This window comes from Geodermatophilus sp. SYSU D00815, assembly GCF_054050035.1.
Genome location: NZ_JBJGYO010000007.1, coordinates 100,285 through 124,744 on the forward strand (window position 1 = coordinate 100,285; position 24,460 = coordinate 124,744).

General features: G+C 76.4%; 28 protein-coding genes. 8 read left to right on the forward strand and 20 right to left on the reverse strand.

Features of this window, described 5'->3' with window-relative positions; all coding sequences use genetic code 11:
• Positions 1-106 precede the first annotated feature (106 nt).
• Together groL and groES are read right to left on the reverse strand one after the other, a co-directional pair.
• Positions 107-1,747, reverse strand: a complete 1,641-nt coding sequence (groL, locus tag ACI78S_RS10555) for a chaperonin GroEL (RefSeq protein WP_456972949.1) — start codon at positions 1,745-1,747, stop codon at positions 107-109.
• A 146-nt stretch (positions 1,748-1,893) separates the two neighbouring features.
• A complete protein-coding gene (gene groES, locus ACI78S_RS10560; RefSeq protein ID WP_456972951.1) occupies positions 1,894-2,259 on the reverse strand; it encodes a co-chaperone GroES in 366 nt (121 codons plus the stop codon).
• Between the two features lie 129 nt (positions 2,260-2,388).
• On the opposite strand from groES, the gene ACI78S_RS10565 reads away from it, so the two are divergent.
• Positions 2,389-3,606: a class I SAM-dependent methyltransferase gene (locus ACI78S_RS10565; protein WP_456972953.1), complete on the forward strand. Its 1,218-nt coding sequence runs from the start codon at positions 2,389-2,391 to the stop codon at positions 3,604-3,606.
• A gap of 32 nt (positions 3,607-3,638) precedes the next feature.
• Here ACI78S_RS10565 and tsaD read toward each other — a convergent pair whose 3' ends face one another.
• From tsaD to tsaB, 3 genes are read right to left on the reverse strand one after another with little or no spacing between them, the layout of a single operon-like run.
• The gene (tsaD, locus tag ACI78S_RS10570) at positions 3,639-4,673 is read right to left on the reverse strand and encodes a tRNA (adenosine(37)-N6)-threonylcarbamoyltransferase complex transferase subunit TsaD (protein ID WP_456972955.1); all 1,035 of its coding nucleotides are present in this window, start codon (positions 4,671-4,673) and stop codon (positions 3,639-3,641) included.
• The gene (rimI, locus tag ACI78S_RS10575) at positions 4,666-5,130 is read right to left on the reverse strand and encodes a ribosomal protein S18-alanine N-acetyltransferase (RefSeq protein ID WP_456972957.1); all 465 of its coding nucleotides are present in this window, start codon (positions 5,128-5,130) and stop codon (positions 4,666-4,668) included. Before rimI ends, tsaD begins: the two co-directional genes overlap by 8 nt.
• Positions 5,127-5,762: a tRNA (adenosine(37)-N6)-threonylcarbamoyltransferase complex dimerization subunit type 1 TsaB gene (gene tsaB, locus ACI78S_RS10580; RefSeq protein ID WP_456972959.1), complete on the reverse strand. Its 636-nt coding sequence runs from the start codon at positions 5,760-5,762 to the stop codon at positions 5,127-5,129. Before tsaB ends, rimI begins: the two co-directional genes overlap by 4 nt.
• Before the next feature lie 102 nt (positions 5,763-5,864).
• Here tsaB and ACI78S_RS10585 point away from each other — a divergent pair, with 102 nt between their 5' ends.
• Entirely contained in the window at positions 5,865-6,362 is a 498-nt protein-coding gene (locus ACI78S_RS10585) for a hypothetical protein (RefSeq protein ID WP_456972961.1), read from the forward strand.
• Here ACI78S_RS10585 and ACI78S_RS10590 read toward each other — a convergent pair.
• Genes ACI78S_RS10590 through ACI78S_RS10605 form a run of 4 tightly spaced genes read right to left on the reverse strand, consistent with a single transcriptional unit; the run spans position 6,353 to position 9,255 of the window.
• The gene (locus tag ACI78S_RS10590) at positions 6,353-7,261 is read right to left on the reverse strand and encodes an SDR family oxidoreductase (protein WP_456972963.1); all 909 of its coding nucleotides are present in this window, start codon (positions 7,259-7,261) and stop codon (positions 6,353-6,355) included. The genes ACI78S_RS10585 and ACI78S_RS10590 overlap by 10 nt on opposite strands.
• A 36-nt stretch (positions 7,262-7,297) precedes the next feature.
• Positions 7,298-7,744 (reverse strand): tRNA (adenosine(37)-N6)-threonylcarbamoyltransferase complex ATPase subunit type 1 TsaE, encoded by a 447-nt coding sequence (tsaE, locus tag ACI78S_RS10595; protein ID WP_456972965.1) that lies wholly within the window; start codon positions 7,742-7,744, stop codon positions 7,298-7,300.
• The gene (locus tag ACI78S_RS10600) at positions 7,741-8,373 is read right to left on the reverse strand and encodes a uracil-DNA glycosylase (RefSeq protein ID WP_456972967.1); all 633 of its coding nucleotides are present in this window, start codon (positions 8,371-8,373) and stop codon (positions 7,741-7,743) included. The genes tsaE and ACI78S_RS10600 overlap by 4 nt, the downstream gene beginning before the upstream one ends.
• Positions 8,374-8,397: 24 nt before the next feature.
• A complete protein-coding gene (locus ACI78S_RS10605) occupies positions 8,398-9,255 on the reverse strand; it encodes a helix-turn-helix domain-containing protein (RefSeq protein WP_456972969.1) in 858 nt (285 codons plus the stop codon).
• 22 nt (positions 9,256-9,277) lie between these two features.
• On the opposite strand from ACI78S_RS10605, the gene ACI78S_RS10610 reads away from it, so the two are divergent.
• Positions 9,278-10,009, forward strand: a complete 732-nt coding sequence (locus ACI78S_RS10610) for a TIGR04222 domain-containing membrane protein (RefSeq protein WP_456972971.1) — start codon at positions 9,278-9,280, stop codon at positions 10,007-10,009.
• Between the two features lie 9 nt (positions 10,010-10,018).
• Here the strand turns inward: ACI78S_RS10610 and ACI78S_RS10615 are convergent, their stop codons facing one another.
• From ACI78S_RS10615 to ACI78S_RS10655, 9 genes are all read right to left on the reverse strand, one after another.
• Entirely contained in the window at positions 10,019-11,191 is a 1,173-nt protein-coding gene (locus ACI78S_RS10615) for an alpha/beta fold hydrolase (protein ID WP_456972973.1), read from the reverse strand.
• Positions 11,191-12,324 (reverse strand): alanine racemase, encoded by a 1,134-nt coding sequence (gene alr / locus ACI78S_RS10620; protein WP_456972975.1) that lies wholly within the window; start codon positions 12,322-12,324, stop codon positions 11,191-11,193. Before alr ends, ACI78S_RS10615 begins: the two co-directional genes overlap by 1 nt.
• Positions 12,321-13,775, reverse strand: a complete 1,455-nt coding sequence (locus tag ACI78S_RS10625; RefSeq protein WP_456972977.1) for an NAD(P)H-hydrate dehydratase — start codon at positions 13,773-13,775, stop codon at positions 12,321-12,323. Before ACI78S_RS10625 ends, alr begins: the two co-directional genes overlap by 4 nt.
• Complete coding sequence (locus ACI78S_RS10630; RefSeq protein WP_456972979.1) at positions 13,772-14,155, reverse strand: holo-ACP synthase; 384 nt, start codon at positions 14,153-14,155, stop codon at positions 13,772-13,774. The genes ACI78S_RS10625 and ACI78S_RS10630 overlap by 4 nt, the downstream gene beginning before the upstream one ends.
• A gap of 132 nt (positions 14,156-14,287) precedes the next feature.
• On the reverse strand, positions 14,288-16,147 hold the full coding sequence (gene glmS, locus ACI78S_RS10635; protein ID WP_456972981.1) for a glutamine--fructose-6-phosphate transaminase (isomerizing): 1,860 nt from the start codon (positions 16,145-16,147) through the stop codon (positions 14,288-14,290).
• Between the two features lie 76 nt (positions 16,148-16,223).
• Positions 16,224-17,588 carry a phosphoglucosamine mutase gene (glmM, locus tag ACI78S_RS10640; RefSeq protein WP_456972983.1) on the reverse strand — a complete coding sequence of 455 codons (1,365 nt, stop codon included), beginning with the start codon at positions 17,586-17,588 and terminating at the stop codon, positions 16,224-16,226.
• Between the two features lie 7 nt (positions 17,589-17,595).
• A complete protein-coding gene (gene rpsI / locus ACI78S_RS10645) occupies positions 17,596-18,015 on the reverse strand; it encodes a 30S ribosomal protein S9 (protein ID WP_456972985.1) in 420 nt (139 codons plus the stop codon).
• Positions 18,012-18,455: a 50S ribosomal protein L13 gene (gene rplM, locus ACI78S_RS10650; RefSeq protein WP_456972987.1), complete on the reverse strand. Its 444-nt coding sequence runs from the start codon at positions 18,453-18,455 to the stop codon at positions 18,012-18,014. The genes rpsI and rplM overlap by 4 nt, the downstream gene beginning before the upstream one ends.
• A gap of 172 nt (positions 18,456-18,627) precedes the next feature.
• Positions 18,628-19,113 (reverse strand): beta-class carbonic anhydrase, encoded by a 486-nt coding sequence (locus ACI78S_RS10655; protein ID WP_456972989.1) that lies wholly within the window; start codon positions 19,111-19,113, stop codon positions 18,628-18,630.
• A gap of 150 nt (positions 19,114-19,263) precedes the next feature.
• Here ACI78S_RS10655 and moeA point away from each other — a divergent pair, with 150 nt between their 5' ends.
• From moeA to ACI78S_RS10670, 3 genes are read left to right on the forward strand one after another with little or no spacing between them, the layout of a single operon-like run.
• A complete protein-coding gene (gene moeA / locus ACI78S_RS10660; RefSeq protein WP_456972991.1) occupies positions 19,264-20,457 on the forward strand; it encodes a molybdopterin molybdotransferase MoeA in 1,194 nt (397 codons plus the stop codon).
• Complete coding sequence (gene moaC / locus ACI78S_RS10665) at positions 20,454-20,927, forward strand: cyclic pyranopterin monophosphate synthase MoaC (protein WP_456972993.1); 474 nt, start codon at positions 20,454-20,456, stop codon at positions 20,925-20,927. The genes moeA and moaC overlap by 4 nt, the downstream gene beginning before the upstream one ends.
• Entirely contained in the window at positions 20,924-21,415 is a 492-nt protein-coding gene (locus tag ACI78S_RS10670) for a MogA/MoaB family molybdenum cofactor biosynthesis protein (RefSeq protein ID WP_456972995.1), read from the forward strand. The genes moaC and ACI78S_RS10670 overlap by 4 nt, the downstream gene beginning before the upstream one ends.
• 35 nt (positions 21,416-21,450) lie before the next feature.
• On the opposite strand, the gene fdhD is transcribed toward ACI78S_RS10670, so the two are convergent.
• Positions 21,451-22,284, reverse strand: a complete 834-nt coding sequence (fdhD, locus tag ACI78S_RS10675) for a formate dehydrogenase accessory sulfurtransferase FdhD (protein ID WP_456972997.1) — start codon at positions 22,282-22,284, stop codon at positions 21,451-21,453.
• A 43-nt stretch (positions 22,285-22,327) separates the two neighbouring features.
• Between fdhD and mobA the strand changes: the two genes are divergently transcribed.
• Together mobA and ACI78S_RS10685 are read left to right on the forward strand one after the other, a co-directional pair.
• Positions 22,328-22,933 (forward strand): molybdenum cofactor guanylyltransferase, encoded by a 606-nt coding sequence (gene mobA / locus ACI78S_RS10680; RefSeq protein ID WP_456972999.1) that lies wholly within the window; start codon positions 22,328-22,330, stop codon positions 22,931-22,933.
• 9 nt (positions 22,934-22,942) lie between these two features.
• Positions 22,943-23,605 carry an SDR family oxidoreductase gene (locus ACI78S_RS10685; protein ID WP_456973001.1) on the forward strand — a complete coding sequence of 221 codons (663 nt, stop codon included), beginning with the start codon at positions 22,943-22,945 and terminating at the stop codon, positions 23,603-23,605.
• Here the strand turns inward: ACI78S_RS10685 and truA are convergent.
• Entirely contained in the window at positions 23,602-24,396 is a 795-nt protein-coding gene (gene truA, locus ACI78S_RS10690; protein WP_456973003.1) for a tRNA pseudouridine(38-40) synthase TruA, read from the reverse strand. The two genes, ACI78S_RS10685 and truA, sit on opposite strands and share 4 nt — an antisense overlap.
• Positions 24,397-24,460 lie beyond the last annotated feature (64 nt).

Sequence of the window (24,460 nt, forward strand, 5' to 3'; positions counted from 1 at the left end):
TCAGGCCGTCCTGGTGGCCCCGCTGCGGGGTCCCGCCGCGAGCGTGCGAGCGGTGGGGGGCAGCGGGGGCCTCCTCCCAGGTCACCCGATCATGGCCGCGACGGGCTCAGTGGCTGTGGCCGTGCCCGTGCGAGTGGCCGTGGGTGTGGTGGCCGCCGGCGTGCTCGTGCTCCTCCTCCGGCGCCTCGACGACGGCGGAGTCGGTGGTCAGGACCATCGACGCGATCGACACGGCGTTGCCCAGCGCGGCCTTGGTGACCTTGACCGGGTCGATGACGCCCTGCTCGGCCAGGTCGCCGTACTCGCCGGTGGCCGCGTTGAAGCCCTTGCCCTCGCCGAGGTCGCGGACCCGGCTGACGACGACGGGACCCTCGAAGCCGGCGTTGGCCGCGATGCGGGCCAGCGGGGCGTCGAGCGCGCGGCGGACGATGCCGGCGCCGGTGGCCTCGTCACCGGTGAGGTCGAGGCCGTCGATCGCCGCGGTGGCGTGCACCAGGGCGGAGCCGCCGCCGGGGACGACGCCCTCCTCCACCGCGGCCTTGGTCGCGGCGATGGCGTCCTCGATGCGGTGCTTCTTCTCCTTCATCTCGACCTCGGTGGCCGCGCCGACGCGGATCACGCCGATGCCGCCGGCGAGCTTGGCGAGCCGCTCCTGCAGCTTCTCGCGGTCCCAGTCGGAGTCGGTCGCCTCGATCTCGCGGCGGATCTGCGCCACGCGGTCGGCGATGGCGTCAGCGGTGCCGCCGCCGTCGACGATCGTGGTGGTGTCCTTGGAGACCGTGACCCGCCGGGCGGTGCCGAGCACCTCGAGGCCGACCGTGTCGAGCTTGAGGCCGACGTCCTCGCTGACCACCTGGCCGCCGGTGACGACGGCGAGGTCCTGCATGAACGCCTTGCGCCGGTCGCCGAAGTAGGGCGACTTGACCGCGACGACCTTGATCGTCTTGCGGATCGAGTTGACGACGAGGGTGGACAGCGCCTCGCCCTCGACGTCCTCGGCGACGATCAGCAGCGGGGAGTTGCCGCGACCGAGCACCTTCTCCAGCAGCGGCAGGAGGTCGGCCAGCGCGCTGATCTTGCCGCTGACCAGCAGCACGAGGGCGTCGTCGAGGACGGCCTCCTGCGCGTCGGCGTCGGTGATGAAGTACGGCGACAGGAAGCCCTTGTCGAACTGGACGCCCTCGGTGACGTCGAGGTCGGTGTCCATGGTGCTGGACTCCTCGACGGTGATCACGCCGTCCTTGCCCACCTTGTCCATCGCCTCGGCGATCAGGTCGCCGACCGTGGCGTCCTGCGCGGAGACGGTGGCGACGCCGGCGATCGCGGCGCGGTCGTCGACCGGGATGGCGACCTTGTCCAGAGCCTGGTGGACGGCGTCGACGGCGGCGCGCATGCCGCGGCCGAGGGCGATCGGGTTGGCGCCGGCGGCCACGTTGCGCAGCCCCTCGTGCACCAGCGCCTGGGCCAGCACCGTCGCGGTGGTGGTGCCGTCGCCGGCGACGTCGTTGGTCTTGGTGGCGACGTTCTTCGCCAGCTGCGCGCCGAGGTTCTCGTACGGGTCCTCGAGCTCGACCTCGCGGGCGATCGTGACGCCGTCGTTGGTGATCGTCGGGGCGCCGAACTTCTTGTCGAGGACGACGTTGCGCCCGCGCGGGCCGAGGGTCACCTTGACCGCGTCGGCCAGCTTGTCGACGCCGCGCTCGAGCGAGCGCCGGGCGTCCTCGTTGAACTTGATGATCTTGGCCATGCCAGACCTCTCGATGTCAGGGGGTCGTACGACGACCGCCCCGGGACCCGGAGTTCGGGTCGCCGGGGCGGTCAGGTCACGCGCCGGAACGGCCCCGTCCAGAGGCTCGTCCCGAGCGTGCGCGTGATGAGGAGGACGGGGTCCTTCTACTTCTCCACGACGGCGAGCAGGTCGCGCGCCGAGAGCACCAGGTACTCCTCGCCGCCGTACTTGACCTCGGTGCCGCCGTACTTCGAGTAGATGACCACGTCGCCGACCGCGACGTCGAGCGGGACGCGGTTGCCGTTGTCGTCGATGCGACCGGGGCCCACGGCGATGACCGTGCCCTCCTGCGGCTTCTCCTTGGCGGTGTCCGGGATGACCAGGCCGGAGGCGGTGGTGGTCTCGGCCTCGTTGGCCTGGACCACGACCCGGTCCTCCAGCGGCTTGATGCTGACCTTGGTAGCGGTCGTCACGTCGGTGACGCCCCCTTCGGGATCGCAGGGCTGGTAGTTGTGCTGATGCTGTGGCACGGAACCGGGCCTGCCGTCGCGGGGATCAGGCGCCTGTGCCCGTGTCGATTGGCACTCTACCCATGAGAGTGCCAGCCGCTCAACCGGGTCCCCCGACCCGGCGGGCACCGGGTGGGCGAGGCTGGCACCGTGACCGAGGACGTCGTCGCCCGGCTCGGGCGGCTGCGCACACCGGAGGGGGCGGCCGCGGTCGCGCTGGCCGCCCGGCTCCAGGACGACGGCGTCGACGTGCTGGCGGGCGTCGCCCGGCTGCGCGCCCGGGTGGGCGCCGAGCTCGCCGGTCCGGCGTGGGAGCTGGCCCGGCTGCGCGCCCGCGCCCGCCCGGTGTTCGGCGCCGACGCCGACGTGCTGTTCCTCACTGCGGACACCCTCGAGCAGGCCGGGCGGCCGGAGCTCGCCGCGCGGCGCGCGCGCCGGATGGTCGCCGGCGGCGCCGATCCGGTGGCCGACCTGGGCTGCGCCGCGGGCACCGACACGGTGGCGCTGGCCCGCGCCGGCGCGCACGTCGTCGCCGTCGACCGCGACCCGGTCGCGCGCGAGCTCACCGCGGCCAACGTCGCGGCACTCGGCCTCGCCGACCGCGTGCGGGTCGTGGCCGGCGACGCCGTCGACCTGGTCGCCGCCGCACCCGGTGGCGAGGTGGCCGGCTGCCGCGCCGCCGTCCTCGACCCGGCCCGGAGGGCCGGCGGGCGGCGGCAGCTCGACCCGGACCGCTGGTCGCCGCCGTGGTCGACGGTGGCCGCGCTGCTCGACCGGCTGCCCACCTCGGTGGTCAAGGTGGCGCCGGGCCTGGACCACGGGCGGGTGCCCGCGGGGATCGAGGCGGAGTGGGTGTCGGTGGGCGGCTCGATCGCCGAGGCGCTGCTGTGGGGCCGCGGGCTCTCGGCGACCTGGCGGCGGGTCACCCGGGCGCACGACGGCGGGTTCCTCGAGCTGACCGCCGACGAGGACCCGGGGCCGGCGCCGGTGGGGCCGGTGCGGGGGTGGCTGCACGAACCCGATCCGGCGGTCATCCGCTCGGGCCTGGTCGCCCTGGTCGCCCACGCGCTGGGCGCCACGCTGGTCGACCCGACGATCGCCTACCTGACCTCCGACGCCGACCCCGGCTCGGCGTGGGTGAGCTCCTACCGCGTCGACGCGGTGCTGCCGTTCAACCTCAAGAAGCTGCGGGCGCTGCTGCGGACCCGCGGCGTGGGCCGGGTGGTGGTCAAGAAGCGCGGCTCGGCGATCGAGCCGGAGACGTTGGTGCGGCAGCTGCGCGGACCGGGCGCGGGGTCGGCCGTCGTCGTCGTCACCCGGGTGGCCGGCGCGCCCACCGCGCTCGTCTGCGACGTCACCGGAGGCTGAGCGCGCGGGAAACCCGCGCCGTCGGCCTCCGGTCAGCGGGAGACGACGTCGATCGGCAGCGAGCTGTCGGCGCCCAGGTCGGGCTCCGACGGGGTCACCCCGGCCACGACCAGCCGCGAGCCGAGCGCGGCCACCATCGCGCCGTTGTCGGTGCACAGCCGGGGGCTGGGCACCCGCAGGACGATCCCGGCCGCCGCGCAGCGCTCCTCGGCCAGCGCCCGCAGCCGCGAGTTGGCCGCCACCCCGCCGCCGAGCACCAGGTGGTCGACGCCGTGGTCGCGGCAGGCGCGCACCGCCTTGGCGGTGAGGACGTCGGCCACCGCCTCCTGGAACGAGGCGGCGACGTCGGCCACCGGCACCGGCTCCCCCGCCCGCTGCCGGGCCTCGACCCAGCGCGCGACCGCGGTCTTCAGCCCCGAGAAGGAGAAGTCGTACACCGGGTCGCGGGGGCCGGTGAGCCCGCGCGGGAAGTCGATCGCGCCCGGGTCGCCCTCGCGCGCGGCCTTGTCGATCGGCGGCCCGCCGGGGAACGGCAGGCCCAGCAGGCGGGCCACCTTGTCGAAGGCCTCCCCCGCCGCGTCGTCGATGGTGCGGCCGAGGGACTGCACGTCGCGGGCGAGATCGGGCACCAGCAGCAGCGAGCTGTGGCCGCCCGAGACCAGCAGCGCGATCGACGGCTCGGCCAGCCGGCCGTGCTGCAGCTCGTCGACGGCGACGTGCGCGGCGAGGTGGTTGACGCCGTAGAGGGGCTTGTCCAGCGCCAGCGCGTACGCCTTGGCCGCGGCGACCCCCACCAGCAGCGCGCCGGTCAGCCCCGGCCCCGAGGTCACCGCGATCGCGTCGACGTCGTCCACGGTCGCGCCGGCGTCGGCGAGGGCCCGGTGCACGGTCGGCACCATCGCCTCCAGGTGCGCCCGCGAGGCGATCTCCGGGACGACGCCGCCGAACCGCTCGTGCTCCCCCACCGAGGTGGCCAGGGCGTCGGCGAGCAGCGTGTGCCCTCTGACGAGGCCGACGCCGGTCTCGTCGCAGGACGTCTCGAACCCGAGCACCAGCGGCTCAGCCACGGACCCTCTCCCTCTTCATCACGACCGCGTCGGTCCCGCTCGGCTGGTAGTAGCCGCGGCGCCGGCCGATCTCGGCGAAACCGCGGCGCCGGTAGAGCCCCTGCGCCACCTTGTTGTCGGCGCGGACCTCGAGCAGCACGACGGGGCTGCGGCGGTCGGCCTCGGCGAGCAGCGCGTCGAGCAGGAGCGCGCCGATCCCCTCGCCCTGCCGGGCGGTCGCCACCCCGATCGTCGCCACGTGCGCCTCGTCGGGGTAGGCGATGAGCCCGGCGTAGCCGACCACCTGCTCGCCGTCCCCGGCCGCGTCCACGGCGACGAGGTAGTGCCGGGTGTCGGTGCGCGCGAGCTCGTCGCGGTACATGGCGGCCGTCCAGGTGTCGGGGGCGAACAGCTCGTCCTCGAGCACCATGACCGCCGGCAGGTCGGCCGAGCGCATCGGCCGCAGCCGGACCGTCACGGCCGGGACACCGGCTTGACCGACGTCGGCGGGGTGGCGTCGGGGCGGCGGAGGTAGAGCGGCACCAGCGGCGCGGCGGACGACGGATCGGCCAGCTGCCGCGCCGCGGCGCGGAGCAGCCCGGCGGTGGTGACGTCGGCCGGGCTGACCGGCGTGCCGAGACGCTCGGCGAACCGCTCGTCCCCGACGACGGGACCGTCCGGGTCGAGCTCCTCCGGCCGGTCCACGCCCGGCCCGGCGGTCCGGGCGCCGTCGCCGCCGTAGGCGGCCCAGTAGACCTCCTTGCGGCGGGCGTCGGTCACCACGGTGCGGGGGCCGGCGCCGATCGCGTCCAGCGAGCAGACGCCGATCGCCGGCAGCCCGCGGGCGTCGGCCAGCGTCGCCGCCGTGACGACGCCGACGCGCAGGCCGGTGAACGGCCCCGGACCGAGCCCGACGACGACCGCCTGCAGGTCGCCGGTGCGCACGCCGGCGTCGGCCAGGGCGGCGCGGATCGCGGGGGTGAGCAGCTCGGCGTGCCGGTTGCCGGAGGGCACCGCCTGCTCGGCCAGCACCTCGACCGCGCCGTCGGACCAGCGCGCCACCCCGGCGACGAGGGTCGGCGTGGCGGTGTCGAGGGCGAGGACCAGCACGAGCGCCCAGCGTAGGCGGGCGGCCGGCTCCCCCGGACAGGGAGTTGTCGCCCACCACCGCGCGGGGCTGTACTTCGCGGTAGCTGTCGGGAGGAGACCGCCGTGACGGAGTTCCGCACCCCGCTCCAGGAGCTGCGCCGCGCCGGCCACTCCCCCGGCGCGGTCCGCGCCCCCGACCTCCTGCGCACGTGGGCCGCCGCCGAGCGGCTCCGGGCCCTGGAGCTGCGCGAGGACGCGCGGCGGCGGCGCGGACCGGCCCGGCCGCCCGCCGACGCGGCGCCCGACTGGTCGCGGGTGTGGCCGCTGCGGCACTTCCTCGCCGAGCGCACCGCGGAGATCGCGCGCGCCGCGCAGGAGGGCCGGGCGAGCGACCGCTTCGCCGACACCGGGGCCGCCCTGGCCAACTGCGACGCGGTCCAGCGCCTGCTCGACACCTGGGAGGTGCTGGCCGGCTGGGCCGAGGACCCGGACGCCGAGCCGGCCGACGCCTACCGGATCGCCGCCGACGGCCTGCACCGGGCGATGTGGCGCCTGGCCCTGCACTTCGCCGACCACCCGGGGTTCGACCCGGCCTGGCGTCCGGGGTCCGCCTACCGGTAGCCGGTGACGTCGGCCGGCTTGCCGGCGTCCTGCACCTCGACCAGGTACCGCCAGCAGTCCGGCGCCGACCCGTCGAGGTCGGTGAACCCGTACTCCTTCGCCAGCTCGCCGCTGGAGGTGGACCGGCCGTTGTGCCGCTTACGCTCGGGGTCGGCGGCCAGCGCGGCCACCGCGCGGCCGACGAACCGCGGCGACTCGGAGATGGCGAAGTGCGGCACGCGCTCGAGGGCGTCGCGCCAGGTGTCCTCGGTCACCCCGAAGTGCTCGAGCATCATCTCCGACCGCAGCCAGCCGGGCGTGAGCGCGACGGCGGTGGCGCCGTGCGGGGCCAGCTCCTTCGACTGCGCGAACGCCAGCCGGAGCACCGAGGCCTTCGCCAGGTCGTAGAAGGCGTTCACCCGGTAGGTCTGCGCGTTGTAGGCCGCCGTGCCGTCGGTCATCTCGACCACCAGCCCGCCCGGCCGCCGGATCAGCAGCGGCAGCGCCGCGTGGCTGGTGACCAGGTGGGTCTCGACCGCCAGGCGCAGCAGCCGCAGGCCGTTGGCGAGGTCGTGCTCCCACAGCGGGGTGTCCCACTCGAAGAGCAGCTCGCCGCCCCACACGTCGTTGACCAGCACGTCGAGCCGCCCCTGCTCGGCGTCGATGCGGCGCACCAGGTCGCCGACCTGCGCCGGGTCCAGGTGGTCGACGCGGACGGCGATGCCCGTGCCCCCGGCCGCGGTGACCAGCTCCGCGGTCTCCTCGATCGTCTCCGGCCGGTCGTACTCCGACCGCTGCTCCCGCGTCGTGCGGCCGGTGCAGTAGACGGTCGCGCCCGCCTCGCCGAGCGCCACCGCCGTCCCCCGGCCCGCGCCCCGCGTGGCGCCGGCGACCAGCGCGACCTTCCCCTCCAGCGACATGCGCCGGACGGTAGGCCCGGGCACCGACAGGACCGCTCAGCCCAGCCGGTCGGCCCACCCGGCGCCGTGCGGGACGAGGACGGCGGTGCGGACGTCGTCGTCCCGGCGCTCGAGCCGCACCTCGAGGTGCTCGTCGGCCAGCTGCTCGACCAGCCCCTGCCCCCACTCGACGACGGTCACCGACTCCTCGGTCGACGCGTCGAGGTCGAGGTCGTCGACGTCGGCCACGCCGCCCAGCCGGTAGGCGTCGACGTGCACCAGGGGCAGCCGGCCGCCGGTGTGCACCCGGGCGATGACGAAGGTCGGCGAGGTCACCGGCTCCCGCACGCCCAGGCCCTCCCCGATCCCCTGGGTGAACGCGGTCTTGCCGGCGCCCAGCGGGCCGACCAGCACGACGAGGTCGCCGGGGCGCAGCACGCCGGCCAGCTCGGCGCCCAGCGCGCGCGTGTCGTCGGGCGTGGGCAGGGTGTGCTCGAGCTTCACGGCAGGCTCCTGGCGACGGCGGCGAGGTCGGCGGCCAGGCCCGCGCGCGGTGCGCCGTTCGGGCCGAACCGGATCGCCGCCGAGGGGTGGTAGGTGGCCCAGACGGCCCGGCCGTCGACGTCGTGCGGGGCGCCGCGGACGGCGGCGAGCACGGTGCGCGGGCCGAGGAACCACTTGGCCGCCGACAGCCCCAGCGCGATCACGACCGGCGGATCGAGCAGCTCCAGCTGGCGGCGCAGCCAGCCGCTGCAGCGGGCGACCTCGGGGGCCTTCGGCGTCCGGTTGCCCGGCGGGCGGCACTTCACCACGTTGAGGACGGCGCCCTGCTCCCGGTCGAGGCCGGCCTCGGCGAGCAGCTGGTCGAGCAGCGCGCCGGACCTCCCGACGAAGGGCCGGCCGGTGGCGTCCTCCTGCGCCCCCGGGGCCTCGCCGACGATCGCGAACCGCGTCCGCCCGGCGACCGGCACGTCGCCGACGACGACGTGCTGCCGGCTCGCCACCAGCTCCGGGCAGGCGAGGCAGGGGCGGGCGGCGGCGGCCAGCGCCTCCCAGTCGGCCGCGGCGGCCGCGGTCCGCGCGACCTCCTCGGCGGCCGCGTCGAGGCGGGGCGGACGGGGGGCGGCGGCCACGCGTTGCACCCTAGGCGGCGGGGCTCAGAGCGCCGCCAGGGCCCGGCGGATCGCCGTCCGGGACTCGTCGGGGTCCAGCGCCGTCTCGCTGATCAGCTCGAAGGCCCGGGTGTAGCGGTGCACCTCGCCCTCGGCGTCGAGGAAGAAGATGCGGGTCTTGTTCTCCAGGTAGACGACGTCGGCCGCGCCGGTCGCCCGCGACTCCAGGACCGAGAACGAGCCCGAGGTGACCGGCGGCAGGCCCGCGGTGAACGGCAGTACCTGCACGGTGACGTTCGGCTGGGCGGAGACGTCGAGCAGCCGCCGCAGCTGCCCGCGCAGCACGGCGGGGTCGGCGGTGCGGCGGTGCAGCACCGCCTCGTCGACGACGGCCGCGAGCTCCAGCGGCCCGCCCGGCCGGTCGGGCTCGAGCACCTCCTGCCGGCGGCGGCAGACCTGGACCCGCCGGTCGACCTCGGCCTGCGGCGGCCGCTCCCAGGTGGCGAGCACGACCTCGCGCACGTAGTCCGGCGCCTGGAGCAGCGCGTGCGGGACGACGGCGGCGTAGCAGCGCAGCGCCCGCGAGCCCGCCTCCAGCCGGATGAGGTTGGCGTAGCCGGCCGAGAGGGTGTCGGCGTAGGCGTCCCACCAGCCCTTGGGCCGCGCCGAGGGGGCCAGCCGGCGGAGGAAGGCGGCCTGCTGCTCGGGGACCCGGTACAGCTCGAGCAGCCGCTCGAGGTCCTCGGGGCTGATCCCGATCCGGCCGTTCTCGATGCGCGACACCTTCGACGCCGACCAGCCGAGCCGCTCGGCGACGTCCTTGCCGTGCAGCTGCCCGACCTCGCGCAGCAGCCGCAGCTCGGCGGCGAGCCGGCGCTCGCGCACCGACGGGGTGTCGATCACCGGGTGATCCTCGCCGCCGTCCATGCAATCTTGCAAGCCAGCTTTCGCCCGACCGCGGTGGCGTGCCACCGTCGGGGCGCGGCCGCAGCACCCGGTTCCTCCGACCGAAGGACGGACGACGATGACCGCAGTTCCCCGGCTCCTCGACCTGTACGAGATCGCCTGGCTCACCGGCGGGCCGGCCCGCGTCGTGGACACCGCGCTGGCCGCGCTCGCCGAGAGCGGCCGGGTGACCGCGACGCCCACCGGCGAGCTGGCCGCGACCGACCTGCGCCGCCGGTCCCCCGTCGAGGCCGCCGTCCTCGACCAGCTGGGTGCCCGGCCCCGCCGGTCGGCGGCCACGCTGCGGTGGCGGGTGGCCGAGGACGAGCGGATCACCGCGCTCGGCGCCCGGCTGGCCGCCGAGGGGCTGGTGGTTCCCGGTCGCGGCCGCCCCTTCGGCCGCGGCCGGCCCGTGCTGACCCGGCAGGGCCGCCGCCTGCTGCGGCAGCTCCGCCAGGACCCGCCGGTCGACGTCGTCGCGCCGGGGACGAGCGCGCTGCTCGTGGCCCTCACCGGTGTCCGCGCGATGCCCGACGCAGAGCTGCGGGCGCGGCTGTTCGCCCCTCCCCAGCAGGCCCGCCGTCCCCGGTGGGTCGACGGCGGCTCCGCGCGATCGCACACCCCGGTCCTCTGGGGCGGCGGGGACTCCGGCGGCTGGGGCGGGTTCGGCGGCGACTGCGGCGGCGGGGGCGGGGACGGCGGCGGCTGCTGACCGCCGTCCTCAGTGCCGGGCGACCGGGACGCCGGCCTCGGCGGCGGCCCGGCGCAGGAGGTCGCCGAGCGCCGCGGTGACCTCCTCGTGCCGCTCCAGGAGCACCATGTGCCCGGCGCCCGGGACGACCACGTACGTGGCCTCCGGGAGCCGCTCGACGATGAGCTCGCTGTGCGCCATGGGGATCATCCGGTCCTGGTCGCCGGTGAGCACGAGCGTCGGGACGCGGCGCAGCGGCTCCAGCGCGCCGGTCTCGTCCATGCCGGCCAGCGCCGGGTAGAACTCCGCGATCACGTCGACCGGCGTGCCGGCGATCATGGCGTCGACGTAGCGACCCAGCCGCGGGTCGACGTCGGTGGACGAGAACGACAGCGACCAGGTGATCGCCGAGACGAGGTCGGCGGCCCACCGCCGCGTGCGCTCGGCGAAGGCGGGCCGGCGGCGCATCGTCCACGCCGCGACCGGGAACACCGCGGCCCGCACCCGGGTGAGCAGCTCCGGCAGCCCGAAGGTGAGGTCGGCGAGGTTGCCGCTCGACGTCGACAGCAGCGCGGCCGCGACCACCCGGTCGCCGAACAGCTCGGGGTGGAGCTCGGCCAGGCCCATGATCGTCATCCCGCCCATCGAGTGGCCGACGAGGACGACGGGGCCGCGCGGCGCCCGGCGCCGGAGCACCGCGGCCAGGTCGCGGGCCAGCTGGTCGATGGTGGCGTGCTCGGCCGGCCCGCGGCCGGAGGAGCCGTGCCCGCGTTGGTCGTAGAAGACCAGCCGGGCGGTCGGGCGGGACCCGTTGGCCGTGGCCAGCTCGGCGCCCAGGGACCGGCGCTGGAACGCCCACGAGGCCATGGACAGCGTGTAGCCGTGCACGAAGACGACGGTGAGCGGGGCGTCGAGCGGGCCGACCTCCTCGACCGCGAGCAGCACGCCGTCGTCGGCCTGCACCAGGGCGGTGCGGTCGGCCCGCCGTCCGGCCGCGCCGAGCGGGTCGTCCTCGCGCAGCTCCGCCTCGTCGGCCGCCGACTCGGGCAGCTGCGGCGGTGCGGACCGGCGGCGGGTGGCCACCTTGGCGACGGCGACGCCGACCGCGGTGCCCGCGGCCGCGAGGCCGAGCGCCGCGCCGGCGATCCCGGCGACCTGCCCCCTGGAGACGGCGTGGGTGGTCCGCCTCGAGCGGTGCGCCATCAGACGGCCCCCGCCGAGCCCACGTAGCGGCGGGTGAAGCGGCCGCCGATCCGGGTGACGAGCTCGTAGTGGATCGTGTCGAGGACGTCGGCCCAGTCCTGCGCCGTGGGCTCCCCGTCGGCGCCCGTCCCCCACAGCACCACCCGGTCGCCGGGGCGGACCGGGTCGTCGCCGACGTCGAGCACGAACTGGTCCATGCACACCCGCCCGGCGATCGTGCGCCGCGCGCCGGCGGCGAGGACGGGCGCGCGGTTGCCCGCGGCGCGGGGCACGCCGTCGGCGTAGCCGACGGGCACCAGCGCCAGGGTCGTCTCGGCCGCCGTCGAGTAGGCGTGGCCGTAGGAGACGCCGACCCCGGCGGGGACCCGCTTGGTGAGCGCCACCTGCGCCTGCACGGTCATCGCCGGGCGCAGCCCGTGGTCGGCGGGGTCGCCGCCGAGCGGGTCGAGGCCGTAGAGGGCGATGCCCGGGCGCACCACGTCGTACCAGGTCTCGGGCAGCGCGACGGTGGCCGCGGAGTTGGCCAGGTGCCGCCGGGCCTCGGTCAGGCCGGCGGCCCGGGCGACGGCCACCGCCTCCTCGAAGACGACGACCTGGCGGCCGATCGTCGGGTGCAGCGGGGCGTCGGCGTAGGCCATGTGGCTCCACAGGCCCACGACCTCGACCTCGCCGTCGGCCTGGGCCCGCGCGGCGGCGGCGACCAGGCCCGGCCACTCCTGCACGGTCGCGCCCTCGCGGGAGAGGCCGGTGTCGACGAACAGGTGCAGCCGCGCGGTGCGGCCGGTCGCCCGGGCCGCGGCGACCACCTCGTCGAGGCTCCACGTGGCGTTGACGGAGACCTCGACGTCCGCGGCGAGCGCCGCGGCGAAGTCGGCCCCCGGCCCGTTGAGCCAGGCCAGCACCGGGGTGGTGACGCCGGCGGCCCGCAGCGCGAGCGCCTCCTCGATCACCGCGACGCCGAGCATGTCGGCGCCGCCGGCCAGCGCCGCGCGGGCCGCGGGCAGCATGCCGTGGCCGTAGCCGTCGGCCTTGACCACCGCCATCAGCGGCCGGTCGACCTTCTCGCGCAGCACCGCGGTGTTGGCCGCGATGGCGTCGAGGTCGACCACCACCTCGGCCCGTGCGTCGCTCACGCCCCCCAGTCTCCCAGGCGGCGTGCCGGGACCCCGTGCAGCCGGGTCACCGCGTCGGGCAGCCGCCGGACGAGGTCGCCGGCCAGCAGGGGGCCGCGCTCGGCGGCCAGCTGGGCGGTCCGGCCGTGCAGGTGGGCGCCGGCCGCCGCCGCCTCGGCGGCGGGCAGGCCGGTGGCCAGCAGCGCGCCGACGATCCCGGAGAGGACGTCGCCGGTGCCGGCGGTGGCCAGCCAGGGGGTGCCGGTCGCGTTGACGAAGGCGGCGCCGTCCGGGGCGGCCACCACGGTGGCGTCGCCCTTGAGCAGGACGACCGCGCCGAGGTCCGCGGCCAGCGCGCGCGCCGAGCCGACGCGGTCCGCCGAGACCGCCGTGCCGAACCGGGCGAACTCGCGGTCGTGCGGGGTGAGCACGGTGGGCGCGCTCCGCCCGCGGACCAGCTCGGGCTCCCGCGCGGCCAGGGTGAGCCCGTCGGCGTCCACCAGCACGGGCAGGTCGGTGGCCAGGACCTCGGCGAGCACGCTGCGGGCGGCGTCGTCGGTGCCCGTGCCGGGGCCGACCACCCAGGCCTGCACGCGGCCGGCCTCGGCGGGCCGGCCGGAGGTCACGATCGCCTCCGGCCAGGCGGCGCGGACGCCGTCGGCCGCCGTCCCGGCGTAGCGGACCAGGCCCGGCCGGGTGCGCAGCGCCGCCCCCGTGCACAGCACCCCGGCGCCCGGGTAGGTGCTGGACCCGGCGACGACGCCGACGACGCCCTGCGAGTACTTGTCGTCGTCCGGGGCGGGCGAGCGCAGCCGGGCGGCGACGTCGGCGTCGGTGAGCTGGTGGGCGCGGGCCGGCGGCAGGTCGAGGCCGATGTCGACGAGGTGGACGGCGCCGGCGTACCCGCGACCCGCGCCGACGACCAGGCCGGTCTTCACCGCGCCGAACGTGACCGTGTGCTGGGCGGGGAACGTCGCGCCGGGCACCGCGCCGGTGTCGGCGTCGACGCCGCTGGGGACGTCGACGGCGACCATCAGCCCGGGGCCGGTGGCGGCCCGCTCGACCAGGGCGGCGGCGGCCGGGCGCAGGCCCCCCGTCCCGCCGATGCCGACGATGCCGTCGAGGACGAGGTCGGCGCGGTCGAGGCCGGCGCCGCCGCCGGTGACCACGCGCCCGCCGGCCCGGCGCAGCGCGGCCAGCCCGGCGGGGTGCGCCCTGTCCGGCGCGAGCAGGACGGCGGTGACGCGGGCGCCGCGGCCGGCGAGCGCGGCGCCGGCTAAGAGGGCGTCCCCGCCGTTGTCGCCGGCGCCCACGAGGGCGCTCACGCGGACGCCGTAGGCGCGGCCGAGCAGCCGCAGGCACACCGTGGCCAGGCCGGTCGCCGCGCGCTGCATGAGCGCGCCCTCGGGGGTGGCGGCGAGCACCGGCTCCTCCGCCGCGCGCACCTCCGCGACCGTGTGCAGGCCGATCACGCGCGGCCGCCCAGGCCTTCGGCGACGACCACCGCCGAGGCGATGCCGCCGTCGTGGCTGAGCGAGACGTGCCAGGAGGTGACGCCGAGCTGCGCGGCGCGGCCGGCGACCGTGCCGCGGATCTCGAGGTGCGGCCGGCCGTGCTCGCCGACGGTCACCTCGGCGTCGTGCCAGTGCAGGTCGCCGGGCGCGCCGAGCGCCTTGGCGACCGCCTCCTTGGCGGCGAACCGGGCGGCCAGGGACTCGCCGGTGCGCGGCGTGCCCGAGGGCGTGCGCTGCTCGGCGTCGGTGAACAGCCGGTCGCGCAGCCCCGGCGTGCGGGTGAGGGACTCCGCGAAGCGCTGCACGGGCACGACGTCGATGCCCACCCCGATGATCACGCGCCCAGTCTGCCGCGACCGTGCGGCGGCCGCTCCACCGTCCTCCCGCACCGCAGCGGCTCCTCCCTCGTGCCGCAGCGTGAGGGAGGAGCCGCCGGGATCAGGTGAGCTGATCGTGGCCGCGAGGCCGCGTCACTCGACGGTGACCGACTTGGCCAGGTTGCGGGGCTGGTCGACGTCGAAGCCGCGGGTGTCGGCGATCTCGCAGGCCAGGATCTGCAGCGGCACGGTGGTCACCACGGGGGCGAGCAGGGTCGGCGTCCGCGGCACCCGGATGACGTGGTCGGCGTAGGGGACGACGTCCTCGTCGCCCTGCTCGGCGATCACGATGGTGCGCGCCCCGCGGGCCCGGACCTCCTGGATGTTGCTGACGGTCTTGCCGTGCAGCGGGCTCAGCGGCGAGGGGACGACGACGAAGACCGGGGTGCCCTGGTCGATGACGGCGATCGGCCCGTGCTTGAGCTCGCCGGCGGCGAAGCCCTCGGCGTGGATGTAGGCCAGCTCCTTGAGCTTGAGCGCGCCCTCCAGGGCCACGGGGAAGCTGACGTGCCGGCCGAGGAAGAGGATCGTGCCGCACTCGGCGAGCGAGCGGGCCAGCTCGCGCACCGGCTCCATGCCCTCGAGCACCTCGGCGACGGCGTCGGGCAGCCGGCGCAGCTGCTCCACGACCGAGCCGACCTCGTCGGCGTACTTGGTGCCGCGCACCTGGGCCAGGAACAGCCCCACCAGGTAGCAGGCGACGAGCTGGGTGAGGAAGCCCTTGGTCGAGGCGACCGCCACCTCCGGCCCGGCGTGGGTGTAGAGGACGGCGTCGGACTCGCGCGGGATGGTGGACCCGTTGGCGTTGCAGATCGCCAGCACGCGGGCCTTCTGGTCCTTGGCGTGCCGCAGCGCCATCAGGGTGTCCATGGTCTCGCCGGACTGGCTGATGACCACCACCAGGGTGGAGCGGTCGAGCACCGGGTCGCGGTAGCGGAACTCGCTGGCCAGCTCGACCTCGACCGGCAGGCGGGTCCAGTGCTCGATGGCGTACTTGGCGATCATGCCGGCGTGGTAGGCCGTGCCGCAGGCGACGACGAAGACCTTGTCGACGTCGCGGAGGTCCTGGTCGGTCAGGCGGACCTCGTCGAGCACCAGCTCGCCGTGCTCGCCGAGCCGGCCGAGCAGGGTGTCGGCGATCGCCCGCGGCTGCTCGGCGATCTCCTTGAGCATGAACCAGTCGTAGCCGCCCTTCTCGGCGGCCGCGGCGTCCCAGTCGACCGTGTAGGCCGTGGGCTCGACCGGGTTGCCGGCGAAGTCGGTGACCGTGGCCCCCCGGGTGCGGTGGATCTCCACGACCTGGTCCTGGCCGAGCTCGAGGGCGTCGCGGGTGTGCGCGATGAACGCGGCGACGTCGGAGCCGAGGAAGTACTCGTCCTCGCCGATGCCGACCACCAGCGGGCTGTTGCGCCGGGACGCGACCAGGGTGTCGGGCTCGTCGGCGTGCGTGGCGACCAGCGTGAAGGCACCCTCCAGCCGGCGGCTCACGACCCGCATCGCCTCGACGAGCCGGCCGGGCCCCTCGGGGAGGTCCCGGTACGCGGCGGCCAGCAGGTGGGCGACCACCTCGGTGTCGGTCTCGGAGGCGAACTCCACCCCGGCGGCCTCGCACTCGGCGCGCAGCACGGCGAAGTTCTCGATGATCCCGTTGTGGATCACCGCGACCGCGCCGTCGGCGGACCGGTGGGGGTGTGCGTTGCGGTCGGTCGGCCCGCCGTGCGTCGCCCACCGGGTGTGGCCGATGCCGATGGTCGCCTTCGGCAGCGGGTGCTCGGCGAGCACCTTCTCCAGGTTGGCCAGCTTGCCGGCCTTCTTGGCCGACGCCAGCTCACCGTCCCCGGTCCGGACGGCGACGCCCGCCGAGTCGTACCCCCGGTACTCCAGCCGGCGCAGGCCCTCCAGGACGACGTCCAGGGCGTCCTGCGGGCCGACGTAACCCACGATCCCGCACATTTCACCGAGGGTACCGGCGTCGGCAGCCAGGGCCGGCTATCCGGCGGAGTGGTCTCCCCCGCAGGGGGTGCTGCCGTCAGTCCACGGAGGCGACGACGTCGGCCAGCCGGCGGGCGACCGCGTCGGCCACCTCCTGGGTCGGCGCCTCGACCATCACGCGGACGAGCTGCTCGGTGCCCGACGGGCGCAGCAGGACCCGGCCGTCGTCGCCCAGCTCCGCCTCCGCCGCGTTCACCGCGCCGGCGACGGCGTCGCTCTCGGCGACGGCGAGCCGGTCGCGCACGGGGACGTTGATCAGCACCTGCGGCAGCCGCTGCACGACCGCGGCCAGCTCGGCCAGGGACGTGCCGGTCGCCGCCACCCGCGACATCAGCGACAGCGCGGTGAGCAGCCCGTCGCCGGTGGTGGCGTGGTCGAGGAAGACGAGGTGGCCGCTCTGCTCCCCGCCGAGGGAGAGGTCACCGGCGCGGAGGGCCTCGAGCACGTACCGGTCGCCGACGGCGGTCGTGCGCACGGCGATGCCGGCGTCGCGCATGGTGTGGTGGAAGCCGAGGTTGCTCATCACGGTGGCGACGACGGTGTCCTGCTTGAGCGTGCCGCGCTCCTTGAGCGCCAGCGCGCACACGGCGAGGATGGCGTCGCCGTCGACCACGTCGCCGGAGGCGGTGACGGCCAGGCAGCGGTCGGCGTCGCCGTCGTGGGCGATGCCCAGGTCGGCGCCGTGGGCGCGGACCGCCTCGGTCAGCGGCCCGAGGTGGGTCGAGCCGATGCCGTCGTTGATGTTCCAGCCGTCGGGCTCGCAGCCGATGGTGTGCACGGTCGCGCCGGCGCGGCGGTACACCTCCGGCGCGATCGCGGCAGCGGCGCCGTGCGCGCCGTCGACGACCAGCCGCAGCCCGGCGAGCGGCTGCTCCAGGGTCGACAGCAGGTGCTCGGCGTAGTCCTCGCCCGCGCGCGGCAGCGGCCGCACCCGCCCGATCGCCGCGCCGGTGGGGCGCCGCCCGTCCTCGGACAGGTCGGCCGCCCGGCGCCGCGGCGTGGTGATCACGCGCTCGATCTCGGCCTCGACGTCGTCGGGCAGCTTGTGCCCGCCGCGGCTGAACAGCTTGATGCCGTTGTCCGGCATGGGGTTGTGGCTGGCGGAGATCATCACGCCGAGGTCGGCGTCGTGCCGGCCGGTGAGGAACGCCAGCGCCGGGGTGGGCACGACGCCGGCCAGCCGCACGTCGGCGCCGGCGCTGGTCAGCCCCGCGACGACGGCGGCCTCGAGCATCTCCCCGCTCGCCCGCGGGTCACGGCCGACGACCGCGACGGGACGTGACGTCCCGTCGCGGTCGGCCAGCACACCCGCGGCCGCGCGGGCCACCGAGAGGGCCAGTTCCGGGGTGAGGTCGGCGTTGGCCAGACCGCGCACCCCGTCGGTCCCGAAGAGGCGACCCACGAAGCGGTCAGCGCTTCGAGTACTGAGGCGCCTTGCGGGCCTTCTTCAGGCCGTACTTCTTGCGCTCCTTGACCCGGGCGTCGCGGGTCAGGAAGCCGGCCTTCTTGAGGGCCGGGCGGTCCTCGGCCTCGATCTCGATGAGGGCCCGGGCGATCGCCAGGCGCAGCGCGCCGGCCTGGCCGGTCACGCCGCCGCCCTTGAGGATGCCGACGACGTCGTACTGCTCGGCCTTCTCCAGGGTGACGAACGGCTCACGGATGAGCTGCTGGTGCACCTTGTTCGGGAAGTACTCCTCGAGCGTGCGGCCGTTGAGGGTGAACTTGCCGGTGCCCGGCAGCAGCCGCACGCGGACGACCGCCTCCTTGCGCCGCCCGACGGTCTGGACGGGACGCCCCTCGGCGTCGGTCAGGGTCAGGGCGCTGGTCACTGGGCCACCTGCTTGATCTCGTAGGGCTGGGGCTGCTGGGCGGCGTGCGGGTGCTCGGGCCCGGCGTACACCTTCAGCTTCTTGATCATCTGCCGGCCGAGGCTGTTGTGCGGCAGCATCCCCTTGACGGCGCGCTCGATGACGCGGTCGGGGTGCGTGCGCAGCTGGTCGCCCACGTTGATGGTCTTCAGACCGCCCGGGTGGCCGGAGTGCCGGTAGGCGTTCTTGGTCTCCCGCTTCGTGCCGGTGAGGGCGACCTTGCCGGCGTTGACGATGACGACGAAGTCGCCGACGTCCACGTGCGGGGCGTACTGGGGCTTGTGCTTGCCGCGCAGCAGCTGCGCGGTCTGGCTGGCCAGTCGACCGAGCACCACGTCGGTGGCGTCGATGACGTGCCAGGCCCGGCCGACCTCGCCGGGCTTGGGGGTGTACGTGCGCACGGGCTCGTCACCTTTCGTCTGTCTTGTGGGAGGCCGGTGGGTTCGCCTCGCCGAGCACGGGAGACGGTGCCGCGCGCGCGGGCACCAGCCGACCCGCACGCCGATCGGCCACGATACCAGCCCGGCGGTCACCGCCGCCGGGCCCGCGGGGAGCCCAGGACCGACCGGGCGCTCAGCCGACCTCGGCCAGCTTGCCCGTGTCGACGTCGTAGACGGTCCCCCGGACCTCGCGGGAGACCAGGTACGGGCTCTCCCGGATCAGCCGCATCGACTCGCGGACGTCCTCGACGGGGTCGCGGAACGCGCGCACCGCCCACGGCGGCCGGCGGCCGGTGGCCTGCTCCACCTGGTCGGCGAAGGAGGTGTCGTCGGTGGCCTGCAGGCCGCACCGGGTGTGGTGGACGAGCAGGATCTCGCGGGTGCCCAGCACGTGCTGGGACACCGTCAGGGAGCGGATGACGTCCTCGGTGATCACCCCGCCGGCGTTGCGGATGACGTGCGCGTCGCCGACCTCCAGCCCCAGCATCTGGAACAGCGGCATGCGGGAGTCCATGCAGGCCACCACCGCGACCCTGCGGGCCGGCCGGACGTCCTTGGAGCCCGGGAACCGCTGGGCCCACTGGTCGTTGGCCGCCAGCATCCGGTCGATCTCCGACATCGGCACCTCCGTCGCTCGTCCTGGCCGCACCCTAGCCAGGGGCCCCGGGCGCCGCGGAACCGGCGGACCGCCCGCCGCGGCACCGCCGGGTGGGAGCTCCGCCCTCACCCGGCGGCAGGCGGAGCCGCCGGTCTCGGCCAGGATGGGCGGGTGCGCACGGTCGAGGAACACCAGGCGGTGGTGGCCGCCCTGCTGACGCCGCTGCCGGAGGAGGACGTCGACCTCGCGGCGGCGCACGGCCGGGTGCTCGCCCGCGACGTGCCCGCCGCCGTCGGCCTGCCGGGCTTCGACAACTCGGCGATGGACGGCTACGCCGCCCGCTCCGCCGAGCTCCGGGAGCTCCCCGCCCGCCTGCCGGTGGCCGACGACATCCCCGCCGGCCGCACCGACGTCCGCCCGCTCGCACCGGGCACCGTGCAGCGGATCATGACCGGCGCCCCGCTGCCGGCCGGCGCCGACGTCGTCGTCCCCGTCGAGCTCACCGACCGCGGCACCGACGTCGTGGAGATCCGCGAGGCGCCGGCCCGCGGCACGCACCTGCGCACCGCCGGGGAGGACATCGCGGCGGGCGCCGTCGCCCTGGCCGCGGGCACCCCGCTGGGCGCGGCCCAGCTCGGCCTGGCCGCCGCGGTGGGGGTCACGACCCTGCCGGTGCGGCGCCGTCCGCGGGTGCTCGTGCTCTCCACCGGCAGCGAGCTGGTCGAGCCGGGGCGACCGCTGCTGCCCGGGCAGATCTACGAGTCCAACTCGCGGCTGCTGGTGGCCGCGGTCGAGGACGCCGGCGGCGCGGCCCGGCGGCTGCACTTCGTGCCCGACGACGTCGACCAGTTCCTCGCCGCGCTGCGGGCCGAGCTCGACGGGGCCGACCTGCTGCTCACCAGCGGCGGGGTGAGCGCGGGCGCCTACGAGGTGGTCAAGGACGCGCTGGCGGGCCTGGGCACGGTGGAGTTCGTCAAGGTCGCGATGCAGCCGGGCGGCCCGCAGGGCGCCGGCACGGTCGACGGCGTCCCGATCGTCACCCTGCCGGGCAACCCGGTGAGCTCGTTCGTGTCGTTCGAGGTGTTCGTCCGGCCGGCGCTGCGCCGGGCGCTCGGGCACGCGCTGCCCGACCGGCTGCGCGCGCCCGCCCGGCTCACCGCCCCGCTGCGTTCCCCCGAGGGCAAGCGCCAGTTCCTCCGCGGCCGCTACGACGCCGGCCGCGTCTCGCAGGTGGGCGGTCCCGGCTCGCACCTGGTCGCGCACCTGGCCCGGGCCAACTGCCTCGTCGTGGTCCCCGAGGACGTCACCGAGCTGCCCGAGGGCGCGGAGGTCGACGTCGTCCTGATCGAAGGAGCCCTCCAGTGAGCGATGCCCGCCTGACGCACGTCGACGAGACCGGCGCCGCCCGGATGGTCGACGTCTCGCAGAAGGCCGTCACCACCCGGGTGGCGACGGCGGCCGGCCGGGTGCTGGTCAGCCCCGAGGTGGTGGCGCTGCTGCGCGGCGAGGGCGTGCCGAAGGGGGACGCCGTGGCCGTGGCGCGGATCGCCGGCATCGCCGGGGCCAAGCGGACGCCGGACCTGGTGCCGCTGTGCCACCCCATCGCCCTGCACGGGGTCACCGTCGACCTCGAGGTCACCGACGACGGCGTGGAGATCACCGCGACCGCGCGCACCGCCGACCGCACCGGCGTGGAGATGGAGGCCCTCACCTCGGTCGCCGTCGCCGGGCTGACGATGATCGACATGGTCAAGGCGGTCGACCCGCGGGCGACGATCACCGACGTCCGGCTGCTGGCGAAGAGCGGCGGCAAGAGCGGGGAGTGGCGGCGGTGAGCGAGCTGCCGGCCGACGCGCGGGCGCTGGTGCTGACCGCGTCCAACCGGGCCTACGCCGGCGTCTACGAGGACCGCAGCGGGCAGGCGCTGGCCGCCGGGCTGCGGGAGCTCGGCTTCGACGTGGAGGGCCCGCACGTGCGCCCGGACGACGTCGGCGAGCTCGAGGCGGTGCTGCGCGCGGCGGTGGACGCCGGCTTCGACGTCGTCCTCACCACCGGGGGCACGGGGCTCTCCCCCACCGACGTCACCCCCGAGGCCACGCGCCAGGTGATCGAGCGCGAGGCGCCGGGCCTGGCCGAGGCCGTGCGGCGGTACGGGGCCGAGGAGGTGCCCACGTCGGTGCTCTCCCGCGGCATCGCCGGCACCGCCGGGCGGACGCTCGTCGTCAACCTGCCGGGTTCGACCGGCGGGGTGGCGGACGGCCTCGCCGTCCTCGGCCCGCTGCTCCCCCACGTCGTCAGCCAGCTGCGCGGCGGCGACCACTAGGCGGAGGTCGACGTCGTCCCGGACCGGCGGGCTGGTCAGCTCTCCGGCAGCACGATCCGCTCGGGCCGGCTGTAGACGTTGCAGCCGTCGCCGCGGAGGAACCCGACCAGGGTGATGCCGGCGTCGGCGGCCAGCTCCACGGCCAGCGACGACGGCGCCGACACCGCGGCCAGCACCGGGACGCCGGCCATCGCCGCCTTCTGGGTCAGCTCGAAGCTCGCCCGGCCGCTGACCATCAGCACGTGCCCGGCCAGCGGCAGCCGGCCCGCGCGGACGGCGTCCCCGACGACCTTGTCGACGGCGTTGTGCCGGCCGACGTCCTCGCGCAGCGCCACCAGCTCACCGGACGCGGTGAACAGGCCGGCGGCGTGCAGCCCGCCGGTCTTGTCGAAGACCTGCTGGGCCGCCCGCAGCCGGTCGGGCAGCGCGAGCAGCGCCTCCAGCGGCAGCCGGAGGGGGTCGGCGGTGATGTCGAACGCCGTCCTCGTCCGGATCGCGTCGATGCTGGCCTTGCCGCACACCCCGCACGAGCTGGACGTGTAGAAGTTGCGGTCCAGGGCGGTGTCGGGCGCGGTCACGCCCGGGGCGAGGTCGACGTCGACGACGTTGTAGGTGTTGCGCCCCTCCGCGTCGACCGAGTTGCAGTAGCGCAGGCCGGCGATGTCGTCGGCGGAGCGGATGACCGCCTCGGTGGCCAGGAACCCGTGGACGAGGTCGAAGTCGTCCCCCGGAGTGCGCATGGTGACCGCCAGCGGGGAGCCGCCGAGCCGGATCTCCAGCGGCTCCTCCGCGGCGACGGTGTCGGGCCGGGTGCCGTGCGTCGCCCCGCGGATCCGCAGCACCGGCGTGCGGCTGGTGACTCGTCCCACGGGGAGGAACGGTACCCACGAGCCAGGCCTTACCGTGCGGGTCATGACCGCGCCCGTCCCGCTGCCGCCGTACGCGGCGGTGGTCCTCGCGGGCGGGCGCGCGGCCCGGCTCGGCGGGCAGGCCAAGCCGCAGCTGGAGGTCGGGGGGCGGCCGATGCTCGCCACCGTGCTCGCCGCGGTCGCCGACGCCGACCCGCGGATCGTCGTCGGCCCGCCGCAGCCGGTCCCGCGGGGCGTCGTCGTGGTGCGCGAGGACCCGCCGCGCGGCGGTCCGGTGGCGGCGCTGCGCGCCGGGCTCGCCGTGGTGCCCACCGACGTCGTCGCCGTCCTCGCCGGTGACCTGCCGTTCCTCACGGCGGGGCTGGTGCGGTCCCTGCGCGAGCGGCTGACCGGCGACGGCGTGCTGGTCGTCGACGACACCGGCCAGGACCAGCTGCTGCTGGGCGTCTGGCGGACGGCGGTGCTGCGCGGCGCGGTGGCCGGGGTCTCGGGCCCGACCTCGATGCGCAAGGTGCTCGCCCCGCTCGCGGTGCGCCGGTTCCGGCCGGCGGTGGAACCGGGGGTGCCGCCGCCGTGGACCGACTGCGACACCCCGGCCGACCTGGCCCGCGCCCGCGAGGCGGTCGCCCGGCTGCGCCGCCGGGGGTAGAACCGCGGTATGCGCGTCGTCGTCGCCGGGGCCCACGGGCAGGTCGCCCGCCGCCTCGGCCGCCTCCTGTCCGCCCGCGGCGACACCGTCGTGGGGATCGTCCGCAACCCCGAGCACCGCGCCGACCTCGAGTCCGATGGCGTCGAGCCGGTCGTGCTCGACCTCGAGCGCGCCGCCGTCGACGACGTCGCCGCGGTGGTGCAGGGTGCCGACGCGGTGGTCTTCGCCGCCGGGGCGGGGCCGGGCAGCGGGGAGGCGCGCAAGCACACCGTCGACCACGCCGCGGCGGTGCTGCTGGCCGACGCCGCCGAGCGCGCCGGCGTCCGCCCCTACGTGCTCGTGTCGTCGATGGGCGTGGAGCAGGCGAGGAAGGGCACCCCGGCCGGCATGGACCCGGTGTTCGCCGTCTACCTGCAGGCCAAGCTGCGCGCGGAGGACGAGATCCTGCCGCGCCCCGGGCTGGACACGGTGATCGTGCGGCCCGGGCGGCTCACCGACGAGCCGGGCACCGGCCGGGTCACCCTGGCCCACGGCGTCGGGTACGGCGAGATCCCGCGGGACGACGTCGCCGCCGTGCTCGCCGAGGTCCTGCGCAGCGGTGCGGGCAACGACGTCGTGGAACTGGTCGGCGGGGACACCCCGATCCCCGAGGCCGTCGCCGCGCTGCCCTAGCCGCGCCGGGCGCGGGTGACCTCGGCGCGGGCCGCGAGCATGTCGTCGGGCGGGTAGTCGACCCGGACCAGGGTGAGCCCGCCGGGCGGGGCCACCGGCACCTCGTCGGCCCGCCGCCCGCGCGCCAGCAGACCGGCCGCCCACTGCACCGGGCGCCGCCCCTCCCCCACGACCAGCAGCGCGCCGACCAGGCTGCGCACCATCGAGTGGCAGAAGGCGTCGGCGGAGGCGTGCACCTGCACCACGTCGCCGTCGCGCACCACGTCGAGGGCGAGCAGGGTGCGGACGGTGGAGGCCCCCTCGCGGCGGCGGCAGAAGGCGGCGAAGTCGTGCTCGCCGAGCAGCAGGGCGGCGGCGCGGGCCATCGCGGCGTGGTCGAGCGGGCGCGGCCGGCCGACCGTGTCGGCCCGGCGCAGCGGCGGCGGCCCGCCGGGCGCGTCGGTGAGCCGGTAGGTGTAGTGCCGGGCCAGGGCCGCGAAGCGCGCGTCGAAGTCGGGGTGGGCCTCGGTCACCGCGGGGACGGCGATGTCCGGCGGCAGCAGGCCCCTCAGCCGGCGCACGAGCGTGGTCCGCTGCTCGGCCCAGGCCGCCGGGGGCACGTCGGTGGAGGCGACCTGGCCGGTGGCGTGCACGCCGGCGTCGGTGCGGCCGGCGACGGTCAGCGCGACCGGCGTGCGCAGCGCCGTGGCGAGGGCCTGCTCCAGCTCCCCCTGCACGGTCCGCCGCCCCGGCTGGCGGGCCCAGCCGTGCAGCGCCGTCCCGTCGTAGGAGATGTCGAGGCGCAGCCGCACCCGGCCGAGCCGGGTCGGGGACGGGAGCCCCTCCCCGCCGTCCTCCGGGGCACCGACGCGGACG

Bases quoted from the DNA above. Each gene is read 5' to 3' on its own strand.
- groL (WP_456972949.1), bottom strand. From the start codon at position 1,747: ATGGCCAAGATCATCAAGTTCAACGAGGACGCCCGGCGCTCGCTCGAG.
- ACI78S_RS10590 (WP_456972963.1), bottom strand. From the start codon at position 7,261: ATGTCGCTGGAGGGGAAGGTCGCGCTGGTCGCCGGCGCCACGCGGGGC.
- ACI78S_RS10685 (WP_456973001.1), top strand. From the start codon at position 22,943: ATGCGCGTCGTCGTCGCCGGGGCCCACGGGCAGGTCGCCCGCCGCCTC.
- ACI78S_RS10615 (WP_456972973.1), bottom strand. From the start codon at position 11,191: ATGGCGCACCGCTCGAGGCGGACCACCCACGCCGTCTCCAGGGGGCAG.
- ACI78S_RS10610 (WP_456972971.1), top strand. From the start codon at position 9,278: ATGCAATCTTGCAAGCCAGCTTTCGCCCGACCGCGGTGGCGTGCCACC.
- ACI78S_RS10655 (WP_456972989.1), bottom strand. From the start codon at position 19,113: ATGTCGGAGATCGACCGGATGCTGGCGGCCAACGACCAGTGGGCCCAG.
- mobA (WP_456972999.1), top strand. From the start codon at position 22,328: ATGACCGCGCCCGTCCCGCTGCCGCCGTACGCGGCGGTGGTCCTCGCG.
- glmS (WP_456972981.1), bottom strand. From the start codon at position 16,147: ATGTGCGGGATCGTGGGTTACGTCGGCCCGCAGGACGCCCTGGACGTC.